At 53.0% G+C, this 15912-nt stretch carries 16 protein-coding genes and 1 tRNA gene; 6 read left to right on the top strand and 11 right to left on the bottom strand.

Annotated elements, in window-relative coordinates; all coding sequences use genetic code 11:
• Positions 1–7 precede the first annotated feature (7 nt).
• Positions 8–1249 carry a CYP152 family fatty-acid peroxygenase CypC gene (gene cypC, locus KNP02_RS10185; RefSeq protein WP_214708903.1) on the bottom strand — a complete coding sequence of 414 codons (1242 nt, stop codon included), beginning with the start codon at positions 1247–1249 and terminating at the stop codon, positions 8–10.
• Positions 1250–1332: 83 nt separating this feature from the next.
• Here cypC and KNP02_RS10180 point away from each other — a divergent pair, with 83 nt between their 5' ends.
• Positions 1333–1692, top strand: a complete 360-nt coding sequence (locus tag KNP02_RS10180) for a potassium channel family protein (protein WP_214708901.1) — start codon at positions 1333–1335, stop codon at positions 1690–1692.
• Between the two features lie 18 nt (positions 1693–1710).
• On the opposite strand, the gene KNP02_RS10175 is transcribed toward KNP02_RS10180, so the two are convergent.
• Positions 1711–3087, bottom strand: a complete 1377-nt coding sequence (locus KNP02_RS10175) for an alanine/glycine:cation symporter family protein (RefSeq protein WP_371819477.1) — start codon at positions 3085–3087, stop codon at positions 1711–1713.
• Positions 3088–3218: 131 nt separating this feature from the next.
• Positions 3219–3488: a membrane protein insertion efficiency factor YidD gene (gene yidD / locus KNP02_RS10170; RefSeq protein WP_034781204.1), complete on the bottom strand. Its 270-nt coding sequence runs from the start codon at positions 3486–3488 to the stop codon at positions 3219–3221.
• A 205-nt stretch (positions 3489–3693) separates the two neighbouring features.
• On the opposite strand from yidD, the gene KNP02_RS10165 reads away from it, so the two are divergent.
• Entirely contained in the window at positions 3694–4476 is a 783-nt protein-coding gene (locus KNP02_RS10165) for a pyrroline-5-carboxylate reductase family protein (RefSeq protein ID WP_214708897.1), read from the top strand.
• 36 nt (positions 4477–4512) lie between these two features.
• Here the strand turns inward: KNP02_RS10165 and KNP02_RS10160 are convergent, their stop codons facing one another.
• The 6 genes from KNP02_RS10160 to KNP02_RS10135 all read right to left on the bottom strand — a co-directional run bounded on the left by KNP02_RS10160 (position 4513) and on the right by KNP02_RS10135 (position 7389).
• Entirely contained in the window at positions 4513–5217 is a 705-nt protein-coding gene (locus KNP02_RS10160) for a DUF554 domain-containing protein (protein ID WP_214708895.1), read from the bottom strand.
• A gap of 157 nt (positions 5218–5374) precedes the next feature.
• Positions 5375–5447 (bottom strand) — tRNA-Val (locus KNP02_RS10155).
• A gap of 86 nt (positions 5448–5533) precedes the next feature.
• Entirely contained in the window at positions 5534–6091 is a 558-nt protein-coding gene (locus tag KNP02_RS10150) for a GNAT family N-acetyltransferase (RefSeq protein ID WP_029596076.1), read from the bottom strand.
• Positions 6092–6158: 67 nt separating this feature from the next.
• Positions 6159–6473 (bottom strand): DMT family transporter, encoded by a 315-nt coding sequence (locus KNP02_RS10145; RefSeq protein ID WP_021065258.1) that lies wholly within the window; start codon positions 6471–6473, stop codon positions 6159–6161.
• Positions 6470–6799: a DMT family transporter gene (locus KNP02_RS10140; protein ID WP_034781369.1), complete on the bottom strand. Its 330-nt coding sequence runs from the start codon at positions 6797–6799 to the stop codon at positions 6470–6472. Before KNP02_RS10140 ends, KNP02_RS10145 begins: the two co-directional genes overlap by 4 nt.
• Positions 6800–6810: 11 nt before the next feature.
• Positions 6811–7389 carry a TetR/AcrR family transcriptional regulator gene (locus KNP02_RS10135; RefSeq protein ID WP_214708893.1) on the bottom strand — a complete coding sequence of 193 codons (579 nt, stop codon included), beginning with the start codon at positions 7387–7389 and terminating at the stop codon, positions 6811–6813.
• 125 nt (positions 7390–7514) lie between these two features.
• Here KNP02_RS10135 and KNP02_RS10130 point away from each other — a divergent pair, with 125 nt between their 5' ends.
• Positions 7515–8297 carry an alpha/beta hydrolase gene (locus tag KNP02_RS10130; RefSeq protein WP_214708891.1) on the top strand — a complete coding sequence of 261 codons (783 nt, stop codon included), beginning with the start codon at positions 7515–7517 and terminating at the stop codon, positions 8295–8297.
• A gap of 41 nt (positions 8298–8338) precedes the next feature.
• On the opposite strand, the gene KNP02_RS10125 is transcribed toward KNP02_RS10130, so the two are convergent.
• The gene (locus KNP02_RS10125) at positions 8339–9577 is read right to left on the bottom strand and encodes an aminopeptidase (RefSeq protein WP_214708889.1); all 1239 of its coding nucleotides are present in this window, start codon (positions 9575–9577) and stop codon (positions 8339–8341) included.
• Positions 9578–9690: 113 nt separating this feature from the next.
• Here KNP02_RS10125 and KNP02_RS10120 point away from each other — a divergent pair, with 113 nt between their 5' ends.
• The 3 genes from KNP02_RS10120 (at position 9691) to KNP02_RS10110 (ending at position 13756) form a co-directional block, all read left to right on the top strand.
• Positions 9691–10098, top strand: coding sequence for a YkvA family protein (locus tag KNP02_RS10120; RefSeq protein WP_034781220.1), 408 nt, complete (start codon positions 9691–9693; stop codon positions 10096–10098).
• Between the two features lie 87 nt (positions 10099–10185).
• Entirely contained in the window at positions 10186–11052 is an 867-nt protein-coding gene (locus KNP02_RS10115) for a YitT family protein (protein WP_214708887.1), read from the top strand.
• A 100-nt stretch (positions 11053–11152) separates the two neighbouring features.
• A complete protein-coding gene (locus tag KNP02_RS10110) occupies positions 11153–13756 on the top strand; it encodes a putative bifunctional diguanylate cyclase/phosphodiesterase (RefSeq protein ID WP_251129252.1) in 2604 nt (867 codons plus the stop codon).
• A gap of 42 nt (positions 13757–13798) precedes the next feature.
• On the opposite strand, the gene KNP02_RS10105 is transcribed toward KNP02_RS10110, so the two are convergent.
• Complete coding sequence (locus KNP02_RS10105; RefSeq protein WP_251129253.1) at positions 13799–15868, bottom strand: alpha-amylase family protein; 2070 nt, start codon at positions 15866–15868, stop codon at positions 13799–13801.
• Positions 15869–15912: the final 44 nt, after the last annotated feature.

Below are 15912 nucleotides of genomic sequence, written 5' to 3'. Positions count from 1 at the left end.
CGGCGACTCATTTGCGTTCAACCTGTTTCAACACGAGCCCGCTTTTCGGCAAACTCGGTAAGTCCACAAAACTATAACTAAGGTCTTGAGACGGTACCTCATAGCGATAGCGGTTCAAGAACACGTCGATCGTTTCACGCATGATGGCGATCGTCACATGTTCCCCGGCGCAGCGATGCCCAAAATCCACATCCCCGCCACCTTGAGGGATGAACGTGAACGGGCTCTCGGTCCAACCTTTGAACCGGTCTGGATTGAACTGTTCGGGTTCGGTCCAATGCGCTGGGTCGTGGTTCGTCCCATACAAGTCGAGCAAGACGAGCGTCCCTTGCTCGAACGCAAACCCATCCCATTCAAAGTCCTGTTTGACGCGCGCAGCCGTCACCGGGAAGAACGGATAAAAGCGCCGGACTTCTTGGACGAACCATGTCGAATCCGTCTCGCCGTAGGCCAACCGGGCACGAGCCTCCGGAAACTGATGCAACGCGAGCACAGTGAACAAGACGTAAATCGACACCGCCACGGTCGGTCGTATAATATTGATCACCTCGACCGCCACGACGTCAGCCGGAAGCAATTCCCCGGCCTCATCACGATGCCATGAAAATTCATACAGTGCTGTCTGTTCGTTCGGAAGCAACCGGTTCGTCCGCACTTCCTCGACCATCTTCCGAACCCAAGACTCGGCCGACGACCGGGCCGCTCGTCCACGTATGTGCTTTGGTCCAAGGGCCGTTCCCGATTCGAACAACAACCGCATCTCGTCCGTCCGCTGTTTCACTTCATGCTCACCGAGCGGGACCCCAGCCCATTCACAAACGGCCCGCATGAGGACTTCTTGCGCCATATCATAGAGCACTGTTTCGTCTTCGGTCGCATCGAGCGCTCGTTCCCATTCACGGCTGACAAGTCTCGTCAGTCGCTCGATATTTCCTGGGAACATGAGCGACATGAACATCTTTTTTCGATGTGCATGCGCCGCACCGTCCAACGTCTGCACCCCGTCCTCCCCGAACAACGTCTTCAGCAACCGCTTCGGTGCCGCGTCTTGCCGAACGAATTTGTCCGCGTCATAAAATAAAGCGGCTGCCTCGGCACCACCGAGACAGATTGCTCGCTCCCCAAGCAAACGCGTTTCGAATAGGTTTGACTGAAAGCTTTTTCTGCGGTTCGGGACATACAAGTAGCCCTCCCGGAGGAACGCCAAGCTATGGTCGAGCCCTTGTTCTTTCGGGATCGGTCGTGTCATGATGTATCATCCTTTCCAACTTTTCTATAGAGGATGTTCCCTTGTTCTTAGCGAACAAACCTATAAAGAAAGGAGGCGGGCGAATGCTCTCATTTATTTTGACGTTTCGTCGCATGTTTCGCGGAATCTGGCGCGGTCTGAAAGACGCTGAGTTTCAAGTGTTGTTCAGTCTCGCCCTCCTGACCATCGTCTCGGGGACACTATTTTATTCACGGTTCGAGGACATGCGTTGGCTTGACGCCTTGTATTTCAGCGTCGTCACGCTCACGACGATCGGCTATGGGGATTTCGTCCCGACGACCGATCTCGGTAAAGTGTTCACGATTGGCTACGTCATTACTGGTGTCGGCATCATGATCGGCTTCATCACCAAAGTCTTTGACCACCTCCAGCAAGCGCGACTCGAAGAGGTCCGCAAACGAAACACGCCACCGTCTCCTTGAAGACGGTGGCGTGTTTCGTTAAGATGCTTTTCGATTTCGATTTTCGAGCTCGAGTTGCTGATTGAACCGTTTCGTCTCGGCGATCACGACACCCGACAAGAACAGCAGACCAATCAAGTTCGGGATGGCCATCAAACCGTTAAACACATCGGAAAGGGCCCAGACCAAGTTGAGGTTCGTCGTCATCGCGCCGAGTCCGGCCACGAGGACGAAGGCGATGCGATACGGAATAATCGATTTCTGGCCGAACAAGTAGTGAATCGAACGTTCTCCATAATACGACCATCCGAGCACCGTCGAATAGGCGAACATGACGAGGCCGATTGTCACGATATATCCGCCAGCCGGCCCTAAAAATTGCTCGAACGTCGCCGTCGTCAACGCGACCCCTTCGAGCCCCGATCCGATTTGTCCGCCCATGACGAGCGTGATCCCTGTGACCGAACAGACGATGAGCGTATCGAGGAACACTTGCGTCATCGAGACGAGTGCCTGACGTCCTGGCATATCCGTCTTGGCCGCCGCCGCCGCGATTGGGGCCGATCCAAGACCGGCCTCGTTCGAGAAGACGCCGCGGGCCACCCCGTAACGAATCGCCGCCCCGATCGCTCCTCCACCAATTGCCTCGGCGCTTAACGTGCTGCTGAAGATGAGTGAAATCGCATCTGGAATGAGCGTATAGTTCATAATCATAATCAATAATCCACTGCCGAGATAAAAGACGATCATGACCGGTACGAAGTAACTGACGACGCGTCCGATCGATTTGACACCACCTAAGATGACCGCACCCGTGAAGATCATGATCAAGATACCGGATACGTAAAGCGGCACATCAAACGTCGTTTGGAGTGCCATCGCCACCGAATTCGTCTGTACCCCGTTTCCAATCCCGAACGCCGCGAGGGAAGCGAACGCCGCGAGGGAAGCGAACCCCGCGAAGGCGACGGCGAGCCAGCGCTGTTTCAAGCCGCGCTCCAAGTAATACATTGGTCCCCCAGCCATTTGTCCCCGCTCATCAGTGACCCGATATTTGACCGCGAGCACGGCTTCCGCGTATTTGGTCGCCATTCCGAAGAAACCGGATACCCACATCCAGACGATCGCGCCTGGCCCACCGAGCACGACGGCCGTCGCGACCCCGACGATATTCCCCGTACCGACCGTAGCCGCGAGCGCGGTCATGAGTGCTTGGAAGTGACTGATGTCCCCTTTCGATGACTTGTCCTGATTTTTAGAGAATGCGAGCTTCAATGCGTAAGGCAACTTCGTGATTTGAATTCCCCCGAGACGTACCGTCAAATAAATGCCTGTCCCCACAAGCAAAATCAATAACGGTGGTCCCCACACAAAGTTTGAAATCGTACCGATGAGTTCACTGAACGATTGACCCAAGTTGTATTCCCCTTTCCCCGTATGTAATGAGTACATCTCTATTTTTTCAGAATACTTAGAAGATTGTCAAAAGTATTGTGATAAAACAAGTCAGAGAAAGAGGGGCTGTATCTAAAACAGCGAGCCGTCGATTAGACGTCTCGCTGAGATGGGGGTTTTTCACGTTGTAACGGCGCCTTCCAATCGAACTCGTCCGGCACGTAGTCGAGCCCGCCCGAATGGAACGGTTGGCAACGCATGAGCCGGCGCGTCGTCAAATAACCACCTTTGAGTGCACCATGTTTCTCGATCGCCTCGATCCCATAATGCGAACAACTCGGATAAAACCGACACGTCGGTGGTTTCAACGGAGAAATGAAGCGTTGATACCCTTGAATCCCCCGGACTAACACTCGTTTCACGTTTCATCGCCTCCTGATTGATTACTGCCATGATAGCTCGACCGGTCCGACTTGTCATCCGTGACGTCTGCGACAATCCAGTGACAAGACGGTGTCACGTTTTTCCTTTGTTTTACAATTTGAGCACGAGAGGCGCTATTTGACGCATCATTTGTTATGATAGGCAACATGTACACGACCGAATCTATATGAAGAGGTGACGATTATGAATATTTTAATGGTAGGAGCAGGATCGATGAGCGAGTCACTCGTCCGCGGATGGTTAGCCTCAGGTCTGTCTCCTGAACAAATCACGATGACGAACCGGAGTGACCGGACACGTCTTACAGAACTTCACACTGAGCTCGGCGTGCAAATCGTCGACGAAGAGGATGTCAACGCGTATGACATTGTCGTCCTTGCGATGCAACCGGACGGAGTGCTTCCATATGTAAGCTCGAAGACGTGGATCACACCGCTCCTCGTCTCCGTAGCGGCTCATATCGAACCGAGCGAAATTGAAGAGGCGTCAGGTCTCCCTGCCGTCTGCGCGATGCCGAATACGCCAGTGGCTTATCAAAACGGGATGACCGGGCTCTGGTTCGGACCCGAGACCGATGATACGGTCCGCGAGACCGCGACGGCTTTGTTTGAGCGTGTTGGTCGTACAGCTGTGACTGATGCGAAGACGATGTCGGCCTTTATGGCCGCCGCCGGTTGCAGCCCCGCTTTCTTTTACGAGATTGTCGGGTCGATGACACCGGTCTTGACGGAAGCAGGATTTGACGAAACGACGGCCCGCCAAATCGTCGCCCAGGCGATGAAAGGATCGGCTGAACTGTTGCTTCACGAGACACGCCCGACGAACGACTTGATTGCGGACGTGGCCGCGCCAGACGGTCCGACCGACCGCGGTGTCGGTGTGCTTCGCTCGCGCGATTTAGCAGACGTCATGGCTTCTGCCCTTCGCGAAAGTGCGAGAGAAGAAGTCGAACAACCGAAGAATTGAAAAAATCCGAGAAACGCATCGCGTCTCTCGGATTTTTTATTGGACGATATGTAAAATCGAGACGATGACCGCGACCATAAAGATTCCCGGCAATAAGTTCGCGACGCGAATCCGCGTGATGCCGACCAAATTTAAACCGATTGCGACGATCATGACACCACCGGTCGCCGTCATCTCTAAAATAAAGTCATCCATGAGCGACTCCGGGATGAACTTCATGATTTGAATAGCGAGCAAGGCGATTGCCCCTTGGTAGAAGAGAACCGGGACAGCCGAGAACATGACCCCAATCCCTAGCGTCGAGCTAAGGACGAGTGCCGTGAAGCCGTCAATCAATCCTTTTGTATAGAGGACATCATGGTCCCCGCGCAATCCACTGTCGAGTGCGCCGATGACGGCCATCGCCCCGATGACGAAGATGAGCGTCGCCGTGATGAAGCCTTCGGCGATACTCGACTTGCTCTTACCGCCGAGCCGGTGTTCCAATTGATAGCCGACCTCGTTCAACTTCTCATCGAGCTTCCACCATTCACCGAGCGCCGCCCCGATGACGAGACTGCCGATCACGATTAAAAAATTCTCACTCTTCATTCCCATTTGAATTCCAAGCAAGACGACCGCGAGACCGATGGCTGCGGTGACCGTCTCTTTCATTCGTTCGGGGATGCGGTGAAATAAAAGTCCAAGTAATGTGCCAATCACGATCAACGCCGCGTTGACGATTGTTCCGGTTAAGACCATTGTAATATTCCCCGTTTCTGTATGTATTGAGAGGAATATACCAACTGTTTATGTAGACTGTCAATTGAAAGAAAAACAAAAAAAGCCACTTCTCGCAAGAAGTGGCGTCGCGGAAACCCACGTTCCTATGGGTTTCTCATCGGGTTTGGCACCCAAGTGATTCTGACTGGGCTCGAACCAGCGACCTCTACCCTGTCAAGGTAGCGCTCTCCCAGCTGAGCTACAGAATCAGGTCGTGTCCTCTCTTAAGGACACTATTAATATATCAAGAAACTAATGCCTTGGCAACTGTTTTTTAAAACTTTTTTACTTTTTTTCAACGCGTCATTTCTTCCCGTTTCATATGGCGGCATAACCGCTCTAAATCACCGGCATATACCGAGACGAGCATGCCTTGATATTCGGTATCCCGATCCCAATGCAGTCCGTTCGCTTTCGCGACCCGTTGCGATGGGACGTTATCCGGATGAATCAAGGAAATGATCTCTTTCTCACCTTCTTCGAACGCATGACGCATAAGGCGAGCCGCTGCCTCGCGTCCGTAGCCCATATGCCAATGCTTCGGCGCCAACCAATATCCGACTTCAAGTTCAATCGTGCCGTCGAGTTCATGGAGCAACGTGCCGGCATGACCGATCGGCTCGTCATTTTCATGCGACATCAATTTAAGCAACCCGGTTTGACGACCCGTCTGATAGCGGGCCAACTGGCGCTCGAACCACTCGATCGTCTGTTCATCCGTATATGGCTTTCCGTCCGGGCTAATAAAACGCATCACGCGCGGATCTTGGAGTAGCGATTTCACGAAATAAAAATCAGCAATCGTGTAAGGTTCGAGTCGTAGACGCTCGGATTGCAGTTTGATATGACTCATCGTCCCCGCCCCTTTCGTTCACAGTCTGAACTATTCAATTCCCGTTTTTATTCGAAGCTAATCCTGATCATGCGACAACTTTCAATCCGATGACGCTTCCGATAATAAGCAATAAGAAGAAGATACGCCACCGGTCCCGGGATTCGTTCAAGTACAGCATGCCGAGCACGACCCCGCCAGCCGCCCCAATCCCGACCCAAATCGAATACGCCAATCCGAGCGGGAGCGTCTCGAGCGAACGCGACAACAAATAAAAGCTTAAGGCAAACGTTCCGACCGACAAGATCGACCATTTAACAATCTGATAGCCTTTTGATTTACCCATCCAAAAGACGGCCATCATCTCAGCAAGACCCGCACCAATCAAAAATACCCAACTCATGCCGACTCACCTCCCGTCACTTGTTTCAGTCCGACCACACCGATCAGAAGCGTGATGATAAAGACGAGCTTCATCCCGGTGAGCGCCTCGTCGAACAAGAGCGCCCCGACGATGACCGTTCCGACGGCTCCGATGCCGGTAAAGACGGCGTACCCCGTCCCGGCCGGTAAGGTGCGGAACGACATCGCCAACAATCCAAAACTCACAATCAATAATAGAATCGTCATCACGCTCGGACCGAGCACCGTGAACCCGTTCGACAGCTTCATCGTCGTCGCCCAAACGATTTCGAGCAGACCGGCGAGCACGAGCCAAACCCAGGCCAGTTGATCTTGTTTCATGTCCAACCGACTCCTTTCTTGAAAATCGTGAATGCGGCCCGTTGCCGTTTGACGCGATTCGTCTCAAGCGTGAAGAGCGAAAGAAGCGCCCCATCTAGAAAACAATAGTACGCGTCATACACGTCCTCGAGTGACTGTTCGGGTAAGGCGCCTTGCTCCATCGCCAATCGAAACTGTTCTTTCTCGAACGCTTGCAGTTCCGTCTCGACCGAACCGAGCGTCGTCTCGATGAATGATCGCAACTCGGGCGGTGGGACGAGCAACATCCGCTTCGTCAGCATCCACGTCTCCTCTTCTTCAAAGAAGCGAATCAACGCCTCGACGATCGCCTCGATCCGCTCAAGCGGCGCAGCGTCAACGGAAGCGTCCCGTGCCTCCTGCCAGATGTGTGCATAACGGTTCCCCATGTCCTCGACGACTTGCTTGAACAGTTGTTCTTTCCCTTCGATATGGGCGTATAGCGACGCCTTTTTGATGCCGACATCCTCAGCAAGCGAGGCGAGCGACAAGCCTTCATATCCTTCAAGCGCAAACCGGCGTCGCGCCGCCAGTTCGATTCGTTGTTTCGTATTCATCACAGATCGTCCCCTTTCTCTCTCACTACCTTACCTAACGAACGGTAGGTAGTCAATTGTACGGATTGCATTCTCCGGTTCCACCCGGCAAAATGGAGACAGTTGATGGGAAAGGAGCGCTTTATATGCTTGAGCAATTCAGCTTTACGTTACCGACCGAGACGACACGCGGACGGAAACGAATCGTCCGTGTCTATCGTCCCGACTTTGTTTCGGCTGACGAGCGGATCCCGGTCCTCTATATGTACGACGGTCAAAACGTGTTCGACGGCAAGACCGCCACAATCGGCGAAGGTTGGTCGATCGACCGCCACATCGAGGACTTACAATTGCCGCTCATGGTCGTCGCCATCGCGAGTGCCCCAGACTGGCTCGACCGCTACGATGAGTATTCGTTTTATGAGGATGAGATGCTATACCGGCGGATTGGACCGGAACTCGCCAAGACACGGCCTACGCTCGGGGGTAAAGGGCGTGCTTACGCCGACTGGCTCATGCAAGAGTTGAAGCCGTGGATTGATGAACGCTACGCGACCGACCCGGACGACGTCGGCGTGATGGGCAGCTCGATGGGCGGGGTCATCTCGCTCTATATGATGACGGCCTATCCGTCCATCCGGCGCGTCGGCTCGCTCTCGACGGCCGCTTGGGCTAATCTCGACTCCCTCATTCGGGAAGCGAAGCAGGCCGATGTGACGGCGCGTCTCTATATGGACATCGGGACGAACGAGACGAGCGGACCGATCACGCCCGAGGATTACCTTTATACGAATGCGAAACTCGTCGAGACGGTCGCGCGAACAGGGATCGCCTTTCGCTATGAGGTCGAGCCCGGTGCCGTCCATAACGAGATCGCGTGGCGGCGTCGGTTACCGAACGCCCTCGCCTTTCTCTATGAATTGACATAAAAAAGAGACGAATTCCACGAAGGGATTCGTCTCTTGCTTGATTAAACGACCCAGTTGCCGTCACGCATGATGGCTTCGCGTGAACCGTCTTCGAGTTCGCCGTCGATGTTCATCTCGGCCGAGCCGATCATGAAGTCGACATGTGTCATCGAGTCGTTCGCACCGTTCTCGGCGAGCTCTTCGGCTGACATTTGCGGTCCGCCTTCGAGACATGTCGAGTACGCGCGTCCGAGCGCCAAGTGGCACGATGCGTTTTCGTCGAACAACGTGTTATAGAAAAGGAGACCCGAGTTCGAGATTGGTGAGTCGTCCGGCACGAGCGCGACTTCTCCGATACGACGCGCCCCTTCATCGAGGTTCAACAACTCATCGAGTGCCTGTTGTCCTTGTTTCGCTTCCGCCTTCACGACTTTCCCGCCTTCGAACCAGAGCGTGAATCCATCGATCAAGTTGCCGCTATAGCTGAGCGGTTTCGTGCTCGACACGTGTCCTTCGACCGAATCTTTATCGGCGAGCGTGAACACTTCTTCGGTCGGCATGTTGGCGATAAAATCGACACCGTCGATGTTCGGACCGCCGCCGCCAAGGAAGACGTGCTTCTTCGGCAAGCCGATCGTCAATTCCGTGCCCGGTGCTTTGTAATGGAGCTTCGTGTACTTCTTGTTCGTGAGTAACGTCGCGCGTTCACGGAGCGATGCGTCATGCGTATCCCATGCTGCGACGACATCCGGTTGGTCCATGCGCGTCGCTTCGAAAATCGCTTTCCAAAGGGCTGGTACGGCGTCTTCACGGTCTGGGAAGACTTTCTTCGCCCATGCTTCCGAAGCGCCAGCAACGATTGACCAGCTGACATTGTCGCTCATGACATATTTGCGCCATTTCGCGAGCGCCACGCCGGCAGCACGGTTCGAGTCCGCGATGCGTGACGACTCAACGCCGTTCAGTGCGTCCGGGTCGTCGCTGACGATCGATAGGAACGCCGTCTTCTCTTCGGCCAATTGCTCAAAGCGGGCCTTGAGCCATTCCGGGTATTCTTTGAAAGCATCCGCCGGGGCGTTGAAGTAACGGACTTTCGTCGTCTCTTCGTCGCTCCAGTTGACATATACTTGTTTCGCGCCAGCTGCGTAAGCTGCTTTCACGATTTGACGGACGAGCGGTGCTTGGCTAATATCAGCTCGGACTTCGAGCTGTTGGCCCGGCTGAATGTTGACGCCTTTTTTGACGGCAAGCTCAGCGTAGCGGGCAAATTCTGCCTCAGTCGGCATGGTTACAGTAGACATATGTACAGTTCCTCCTTTTTCACTTATTTCTATTCTCTTAAATTTTCGGAAAAGTTGCAACCAAATCGCAAAAACGGGCATATTAGTAGATGAAGACAGAAGGAGGAATATACATGTCAGATTGGAAAACAACGTACACACACTTTTTAACGAGCGCGACCGAGGACTATACCGACAATGAAACATTAGGTGACCTTTTGGTCCAAGGCGAACTCGCTCTCGCTAAAGTGACGGTCGACGTCGCTTCAAACGAGATTAGCAATATCGAGCGAGAAGAAGAACTGACGCTCTACTTCCAAATGAAACAGTTACTCAACATGTTGCGTGCCGTCTATAATCACCAGTTCGAGATGCAGCCGGACAAACAACATGCCCTCGTTGCGGCCGTCTTATACTTCGTATCCCCATTCGATGCGATTCCGGACGACGCCCCACTCGGCTTATTCGATGACGCTCAAGTCATCGATTACGTGCATGAACAGCTCGCAAGCGATATCGACCGCTTCCACAACGAATTGTAATCGTTCGGCGCTTGAAATTCCTCCACCATCGGAGTACGCTTGAGTGAGTTTATTTCAAAGGGGGCGTATGGCGCCTAGCCATCATCTATGTACGCAAAATCAAGAAAACGAATCGCCGTCGAGACGACTTTGTTCATCATCGCCGGAACGATTCTACAATCGATTTTTGTCGGCTTATTGCTCAAACCAAACGAGATCGGGACCGGAGGCATCGTCGGGATCACCTTGATCATCAACGAGCTGTTCGGCACACCGATCGGATTCACGCAACTCGTGTTGAATATCCCGCTCTTTATCGTCGGGATTAAATATCTGGGGAAACGGTTCATTCTCATGACCGGGCTCGTCGTCGTCTTATCATCTATCTTGATCGATGCGTTGCCCGTGCTCATCCCGCCGACCCCGCTCGATGACCCGCTCGTCGCCTCGGTGTTCAGTGGGATCGTTTCCGGCCTCGGGCTCGCCCTGCTGTTATTCGCAGGCGCTTCGACCGGAGGACTCGACATTCTCGGGAAAGTCATTTATACGAACAACCGGAACTTATCACTCCCGAAAATCTTTTTGACACAAGATATCATCGTCTATATCCTCGTGTTCATCACGTTCGACATTAAAGCGGTCATGTATGCGCTCGTGCTCAGTTTCGTCCGGTCGCGGACGTTGTTGACGATTCACCGGTTCTTCTCGGCGCAAAAGCAGTGTTTCATCATCTGTAAGAAAGCCGATGAAATCAACCTCGTCATCAAGCAGAACTTGAAGCGCGGCGTCACAATCATGGACGCAACCGGTGGTTATTCGAACGACTCGAAGAAGATGTTGTATGTCGTCATCCAGAACAACGAAATACCAAAACTGCGTCAAATCGTCTCAGAGATTGATTCAGAAGCGTTCGTCACCGTCTCCGAAATCGATTCGATCGTCGGTAACTTCAAAGAGCATTCGTATACACTTTAATCGACAGCAACTTGCTGTCGATTTTTTTGTGTAACAAACGCATGAACAATCCGATAATAATGGTGAGCCTCTTAGACATATACAGAAGGAGGTGCATGAGTTGACCAACCACTCGTTGCGCCAAACAGTCCCTGCTTTGCTCGTCGGGACCTTTTTTCTCGGACTTTTATTGATTCTGTTCACCCCTTACGCCTTGAGGGAGACAAGTTTGTTCGTCTATTTCACGGCGGTCACGCTCATCGCGACCGTCTTTAGCGCGACGGCCGTGTTTCAAAATCGCGGGATGCGACGCTACATACATTTACTGATTAGCGCCGGCAACGTCTGCTTCATCGCTTATTTGGTCGGACACCATTTTGGCGCATCGACAACAATCAACCATATGCCGTTCATTCAGAACTTTTTTTATTTGATTATGTCGCTGATTGTCATCACGCAATCGATTGAAATTCGGACATTGAAACTGCGAACGTTTGACATCTTCGCCTTGTTCAGCTTCCTGTTGATTGGGGCGTTGCATCTGTTCGTTTATTCGAACGACGGAGCACGTTATGCGGCTCATTTGAACGGGTTTGAAGAACAGATGGTGTTGATTAGTCTCTACATGATGCTCGGCTTCCTGTACTTGAATCGCATCACCTCGGTCGGCCAAACGTTCCGTGTGCTTTTGTTGATCGGCATTCTCGGCTTCACGACTGCCTCGATTTTGAACCAATTGCTCATCTTCAACGGCATCGGCCATGAGTTGGTGCACCTGCTTCAAGTGAGTAGCATCTTTATCATTTCAATCAGCTACGTGTTCGATGAATCGAGAGAAGATGCCCTCGTCTATGACTCCGTGTTCGACTACGTCGTCTATAGCGCAATCGTCATGCTGTTCATGCTCGCCTCGGATCGTTTGCTCGGCACATCTGTGCTCGACTCGATGACGGCGAACGCCGTCTTGTTGCTGCTCATCCGTCAGTTCGTCGTCGCCAAACAAAACGCATTGATCAGTCACCGTTTACATACCGTCAATACCGACCTCGAAGTCGCAGTGACGACGAAAGCACATGAGCTTGAAATTCGGGAGCAACAGTATCGGTCCCTGTTCGCCTATCATGCTGAACCGATTTTCTTGTTCGACCTTCACGGTGAAGTGTTGTCCGTAAACGAGGCCGGCAGCTCGGTGCTCGGTCATGACACAGAGACACTCATCGGTTCCAACATATTAGATATCATCGAACAAAAAGACCGGTCCGCCTATGCGACCGTATTGCATGATTTGAAGAACGGTCGCCCGCGTACGCTCGACGTCGATGTCGTCACCGAGGACGGGGCGAAGCGAGTTTGGCAGCTGATGAACATCCCGATGATTATCGACGGGGAAGTCGAAGGCATTTATGCCATCGTCAAAGACATCACCCAAATGATCGTGCAACAAGAACAAATCTACTATCAAGCAAATCATGACAGTTTGACGGGACTGCACAACCGTTACGCGTTGCAAGAACAAATCGAACGGCTCATCGCCGAAGGACGACGATTCTCGCTCATGTTCTCCGACCTGGACGGCTTCAAAGAGATCAACGACCAGTTCGGCCATCATATGGGCGATGAATTGCTGCAACACATCGGCAAACGACTAAGAGGTGCCTTATTGCCGAACGAGTACGCGGGACGGCTCGGCGGTGACGAGTTCATCGTCGTCGCCGAACATGATGATGATGAGATGTTAGTCGAACGGTTGCGACGCTTCGTCTATCGCCCGCCTTACTTTATGGGCGGAACGCTCGTCGAGATTCACGCGTCGATTGGCATCGTCCGCTATCCCGACCACGGATCGACGCTCAAGCACTTGCTCTCAAACGCAGACCTCGCGATGTACAAGGCAAAGGACAAGGGACGTAATGAGACCGTCCTGTTCGCGCCAGAGCTGCGTGCGGATAAAGAAGAACGCAAGCTGTTGATGGAAGGGCTCGACACCGCCCTTGAAAAAGGCGAGATCTCGCTTTACCTTCAGCCTCAAGTCGACGCCTCGACGAAAGCCATCATCGGGGCCGAGGCGCTCATGCGCTGGCAACGCGATGGGGTCTTCATCCCGCCGAGCCAATTCATCCCGATCGCCGAGGAGACGGGCCACATCCATGATCTCGGTCGCTGGATGATTCATGAGACGTTCCAATTGATGTACGCCTTCGAGCAAGGAGACATCAATTTGCCGAAATTGTCGGTCAACCTCTCCGTCCGTCAATTGTTCGATGAACATTTAATCGAGTATTTGACGACTTTGTTTGGGCGGTTTCCAATCGAACCGAGCCGACTCAACTTCGAATTGACCGAGACCGTCGCCGCCCACCATTCCGACCGGGTGTTGACACGGATCCTCGAACTCAAGGCGCTCGGCATCAAACTGTCGATCGATGACTTCGGGACCGGCTACAGCTCACTCGCCTACCTCGTCCGCTATCCGATTGACGAGCTGAAAATCCCGCGCGAGTTCACGATGCAACTCGAAGAGAACCGGGAGTATCAAACCGTCACCGCGACAATCGTCGCCATGGCCCGACAACTTGGGATGGCACTCGTCGCCGAAGGGGTCGAGACAGAATATCAAGAGAATTTCTTACGAAAGATCGGCTGTGATTCGATGCAAGGGTATCGCTATGCGAAGCCGATGCCGCTCGATGAGTTTGTCATCTACTACATGAAGCAGACGATGTGACAAAAAATGCCCCGAACCGGTAAACCGATTCGGGGCATTTGCTTATTTCATCTCATAAATTTTGACTTCGCCCGGCTTCAAATCGACCCACAGGTCCCAATTCTCATCGAACGAGTGCTCGGCATACGGCCATGACGTCGGTGAGTAGACCATCTCGGCGAAACGGCTTGCGTTCCAGTTACGGCGGCGCACCCCGTCGAGCGGGACTTTCCCCTGCAGCGGATGATGCATACTCGTGTTGGCAACGACAAGGAGCGTCTCGTTCGTATCCGGACGCAGCCAAGCGAGGCCGATGAACGGCGCATCCATGTGCGTCATCGCGAGCGGTTCGAAATGACTCGGGTTGACGAGGACGTCCAACCAACGACGACGCACTTCGGCCACTTGATGCATCAGTTCAATCATCTCGTCTCGTTCCGGGTGATCCCAATGGAACTGATACGCGTCGAAGAAGGCGAGCTTACCAAAGTACGGATCGGTCGGGAAGAGTTGGTACGCTTCTTCCGGTCGGCAGTCGAGCCCGGTGTTCATCGGTTGCGTCTCATACAGTTCGAGCCCCGAGTTCGTCATCGGGACCCCGTTCGGCACGAAGCCGTTCAACACAGTGAGCAAGCGACTCGCTTGCCGTCCCCCGTCCCGTGTCGCCACGCGGCGCGTGTCCGCTGTCTCTCCGGCCGCGAACACCGGCAACGGTAAGAAACGTGAGTCATAAATAAACTGGTGTGTCTCATGCGTATCGAATCGAGGTTCTTTATAGAACCCGTAGCCGATAATCATGTTATAGCCCGCCTCTTTCGCTGCCCACGCTCCGATTTCGATCAATTCTTCAGCGATGAAGCTGAAGTTGGTGTCGAGTGCACGTGGCTGTTGAAGGATCCGTTGTGCCAAATCGACCGGTAAGGCGTGACCCATATCGATACGGGCCCCATCGATTCCAAATTCGCGCTGGTAGTGCGGGATGATATCGGCGAGCATCGCCCATAGCGGCTCATTGATTTGATCGCCTCGGAATTGATTCGACTTGATCGAATCGAACAGAATGTACGGAGCCAAGTTCGCCTCGCTGACGTAAGGCGCTGCCGCTGTCGGATGATCGAGAAACAGACGGAAGTATGTGACGTCCGACCATGGCGGTTGCGGGTCATTGATACAATCCGAAAAAGCTGGAGCGGTCGTCAAACCGAACTCACGCTCGATGACCGCGAGCAAGTTCTCTTCCGGATGCTCGAGCAAGTACGCTTTCACCGTCTCCCATTTGTCCGCATCGACAAGATTCGGTGCCATCGAGAAGCGACGCAGATGGGCCCACACATCTTCCGATCCGTAAATCATCGGCAAGAAAGCGTGTTCCGGCTTCACATTCTCACCGATACCCGGCACATGCGGCGGATGATAATAATCGAGTTCCGTCACCGGGATCCAATAAAACCATTCGGGATTTTCTAAGATGAGTCGGTTGTCACGGGCGCATGTACGCGGGATGACGTCGATGACGACACGAATCCCAACCATATGGCATGCCTCGACGAACGCGGCGAACTCTTCTTCGACCGTCAATCCGTCTCCTGTCAACGTCTCTTTTAGTTCTTCATCGATTCCAAAAAAATCTTGTACGGCATAAGGAGAACCGAATTCGCCTTTCTTATTTTTATGGCTATGTTGGGAGATTGGCAATAAGAACAACGTATCGATTCCCATGTACAACAGGTGCGGGATCAGCGCGAGCGTCTTGACGAATGTTCCCGTGTCCTTCATCCCGCTTGAATTCTCCATCTCGACATATCCTGAACCGTCATGGTCCCAAGACGTCGAGGTCCGGACTTGCATCGAGTAGACCGAGGCACGCTTAATCCAATCGCCGCCGGTTTGCAGATATCCGTCCGCTTGGGCGACCGATTGGCGATAGTCTCGTCCGTCCACCGCATGCGGGAGAATCGCTTTTTCAATCGTCTCAATCAGAAAATCGTACGGATTGACCCGTGCGACGCCATCTCGGACAGGCTCTGAAGAAAATTGCAGGCGGTTCCACAAGGTCGGAATTTCGTATTGTATGTTCGTTCGTTGTTCTTTCAAGACCTGGTGCAACTTGTGTAACGATGAGTTCTCTGGCATGTGTATTCTCCTTATGAATGAAATCGTTCCTCGCTTCATTGTAA

The sequence above is a fragment of the Exiguobacterium sp. s40 genome (assembly GCF_018617905.1).
GTDB lineage: Bacteria > Bacillota > Bacilli > Exiguobacteriales > Exiguobacteriaceae > Exiguobacterium > Exiguobacterium mexicanum_A.
This window is presented reverse-complemented; position numbering and strand designations above follow the sequence as displayed.